Consider the following 4,295-nt stretch of genomic DNA (forward strand, 5'->3'; position numbering starts at 1 on the left):
GGGCACTGCCCGGAGCCGGCCGTCGAGGACATACACGCGAGTGTTCCACTCCGGTGATCCGATCGGCACACCCACGGCATCCGCATCCGCCACCTCGTGTGACGTCACCGATATCGCAGCCTCCGTCGGACCATACAAGTTCAATAGCGCCGTACTCGTGTTCGCCAAGCGGAACGCCTGTGCCGTGGCGGCCGGCAACGCCTCACCGATCGCGAGGACCCGCCGCAACGACTCCGACACGCCACCACCACCGCCGCCAGTTGTCGTCATCAGCATCGACAACGTCGACGGCACCACGTGCAACGTCGTCACTCCCTGTGCCCGAATCAACTCGAGCAGATAATCCGGCTCCTGGTGAGCGTCGGCCCTTGCGATCACCAACCGGCCGCCTGAGACCAACGCCGACCAGAATTCCCACACTGACAAATCGAACGTCGCCGCCGTCTCGAGCAACGCCACATCAGACGCGTCGAACCCGAATTCGTGCTTGATCCACTCCAACTGATTCACCACGGCACGGTGGCTGACGGATACACCCTTCGGAATGCCGGTCGAGCCGGACGTGAAGATCACATACGCTGTGTTCCGCGGCCGTAACGGCGCGAGCCGATCCGCATCCGACACCGCGGACGCATCGAACTCTGTGAGATTTACAGTGTCGACCTGCAAGACCGCGATACCACCCGGGACCTCGAAACGGTCGCGCGCGGTCGTGAGCACGCATACCGGCGCGCCCGTCTCCAAGATCAACCGTGTCCGCTCCGCCGGCTGATCCGGATCGATCGGCACATACCCGCCACCTGCCTTGGCGACCGCGTACATTCCCACCAACAGATCCACCGACCGGCGGATCGCCAACGCCACCAATGACTCCGGCCCCACGCCGTCACTGATGAGCTTGCGCGCAAGTCGATTGACCCGAGCATCGAACTCACCGTACGACAGTTTCCCGCCCTCGAACACCAGCGCCGTCGCAGCCGGATCGGCCGTAACTTGCGCGTCGAACAACGACACCAACGTCGCCCCCGCCTGTACCGCACGACCGGTGTCGTTCCACGACTCGAGCACCAACTCCCGCTCGGCGGCGGCGAGGATCTCGATATCGCCCACCGGCACCGACGGATCCGCAATCACGGCCTCGAGAACCCGCACGAACCGATCCGCGAACGAACGCACCGTCGAGGCATCGAACAGCGCCGTCGTATAAGTGATGGTGGCGCCGATACCGGCCGCGGTCCCATGCTCGTCGTAGGTGTCCGCCGCGATCAGGTGCAGGTCGTACTGCGATATGTTCGAGTAGAAATCGACCGCGTCGACGGACAAACCTTTGAGTTCGAGTGCGCTCGACGCGAGGTTCTGGAAAGAGAAACCGACCTGCGCCAGCGGCTGTCGCGCCGTCGATCGGTCCGGATTGAGCGCCGCCACCAAACTCTCGAATGGTATCTCTGCGTGTTCGAACGCTCCGAGGTCCGACGCCCGCACCCGCGCAAGCAGATCGGCGAAGCTCTGGGCGGGGTCCACCTCCGTCCGCAACACCAAAGTGTTGACGAACATGCCGACCAGATCCTCGAGCGCCGCGTCACCACGACCGGCGATCGGCGTGCCGATCACGATGTCATCGGTCCGCGACATCCTGGCGAGTAATGTCGCGAACGCTGTGTGCATCACCATGAACAGCGTCGCATTGTGTTCCCGCGCAAGCACGTTCAGCATTCGATGCAGGCGCGTGTCGATGGTGAAATCGATCCGTGCACCCTCGAACGACTGCACCGCGGGCCGCGGACGGTCCGCCGGCAGATCCAATTGATCCGGAATTCCAGCCAACACGGACTTCCAGTAGTCGAGTTGCTGGGAAATCCGTGACTTCGGATCGTTTTCGCTGCCCAGAACCTCTCGCTGCCACAGCGAGTAGTCCGCGTATTGCACTTCGAGCGGCGCCCACGCCGGCACCTCGCCCCGCGACCGTGCCGCATAGGCCACCATCAGATCCCGCGCCAGCGGCCGCATCGACCACCCGTCCGCGGCGATGTGATGGACCACGAAGACCAACACAAACCGGTTATCTGCTTCGGCTTCTCGAATCAACATTCCACGCAACGGGATCTGCTCGGTCACATCGAACCCGGCCGACACGAACTCAGCGATTTCCTCGAGGAGATCGGATTCGGGGACAACCCGCGATGTGAGATCCGGAATACATTGGCCTACAGGAAGGATCACCTGGTGGGCGGTGCCGTCGACCTCAGGGTAGACCGTGCGCAGTGTTTCGTGTCGGCCGATGAGGTCGTCGACCGCCGCTCGTAGGGCGTCCACATCGAGCGACCCGGACAAACGGAGTGCGACCGGAATGTTGTAGGCAGCCGAGTCGGGGTCGAACCGGTTGAGGAACCACATCCGCTGCTGCGCCAGCGACAGCGGAATACGATCCGGACGCGGCTGCGACCGCAGGGCTCTAGGCCCGCCCTCGCCGACATGCGCACCCACCCGCGCCGCCAACGTCCCCACCGTCGACGCCTCGAACACCTCCCGCACCGGCACCCGCGCATCGATCGCCGCGCCCAGTCGCGACACCAACCTCGTCGCCATCAATGAGTTGCCACCCAACGCGAAGAAATCGTCGTCGAGCCCCACCCGCTCGACCCCCAACACCTCGGCGAACACCTCCGCCACCACCTGCTCCACCGGAGTGACCGGCGCCCGGAACACCACCGGCTCGAATATCGGCGCCGGCAATGCCTTCCGGTCCAACTTCCCCGAAGTATTCAATGGGAACTCGTCGAGTACCACCACGGCCGTGGGCACCATGTACGACGGCACCACCGACCGCACGAACGTCAACACCTCGGCCGTGTCGATCTCCACCCCCGACTCCGGGACGACGTATCCGATCAGGCGGTCTACCCCAGCCTCGCCGCGGACCACCACCACCGCCCGCGCCACCGCGTCGTGCCGGGCAAGCGCCGCCTCGATCTCCCCCAACTCGATCCGGAACCCCCGTAGCTTGACCTGGAAATCGCTGCGGCCCACATACTCCAACTGCCCGTCGGCATTCCAGCGCACCACGTCCCCGGTGCGGTACATGCGGTGGCCAGGCTGACCGAATGGGTCGGCGACGAACCGTCGCGCCGTCAACCCTGTACGCCCAACATAGCCGCGCGCCAACTGCACGCCCGCCAGATACAACTCCCCTGAAACGCCCACAGGAACCGGTCGCAGATACGAATCCAGCACGTATGTTGAGGTGTTCCAGACCGGTGCCCCGATGGGCACCGTCGCCGCGGTGTCACCGGGTCTGCATTCCCACGCGGTGACTACTTCGACCTCCGCCGGGCCGTACCAGTTGTACAGGTCCGCATCGCAGTACCTGGTGAAACGGTCGGCGGTGTCCCTGGACAGCGCTTCCCCGGCGGCGAAGACCCGGCGCACACTGGAACCCAGCGGGGCGGGCACCGTGGCCATGTACGCCGCCAGCATCGACGGCACGAAATGCACCGTCGTCACCGCCTCGCTGTCCATGGTTCGCACCAGATACGCCGGATCGCGGTGGCCGTCGGGTGCGGCGATCACCACTCGTGCCCCAACCTGTAAGGGCCAGAACAACTCCCATACCGATATGTCGAATGTGATCGGCGTCTTGTGCAACACCACATCGCTGCCGTCGAGCGGGTACCGCGACTGGGCCCACGACAGCTGACTCACCGTGGCACGGTGAGTCAGGGCCACTCCCTTGGGCACCCCGGTGGATCCTGACGTGAAGATCACATACGCAATGTTCTGTGGTCGCAGCGGTGATATCCGGTCGGTGTCGGTGATCGGGGAAGGATCCGGCCCCGACATCGCGCGTGTGTCGATCTGCAGCACCGGGCTGGTGGTCGTCACCGGCAGGTTCCGGTCACCGCAGGTAGTCAGCACGCACAACGGATGCACCGTGTTCAGGACATGCCCGATGCGTTCGGCGGGGTGATCAGGGTCGAGCGGCACGTACGCGCCACCGGCCTTGACGATCGCATACATCCCGACCAGTAGGTCGATCGACCGACGCATCGCCACCGCCACGTGTGTCTCCGGACCTACACCTCGGGCGATCAACAACCGCGCGAGCCGGTTGATCCGCGCATCGAGTTCCGCATAGGTCAATCGCACGTCCCCGCACACCACCGCGACCGCATCCGGGGTGCGAGCCACCTGGGCGTCGAACAAATCACTCAATGTGGCATCCGGCACCTCGACCACCGTGGATGCCCTACCCGTGGCGAGCTGCCGGTGTTCTGTCTCCGAAAGCAGGTCCACCCGCG

1 protein-coding gene is annotated in these 4,295 nt (G+C 64.6%); it reads right to left on the reverse strand.

Features of this window, described 5'->3' with window-relative positions:
- A partial coding sequence (locus tag AC3EO7_RS37655; RefSeq protein ID WP_435593862.1) for an amino acid adenylation domain-containing protein occupies positions 1–4,295 on the reverse strand: 4,295 nt, incomplete at both ends.

Source organism: Nocardia sp. bgisy118, assembly GCF_057708605.1.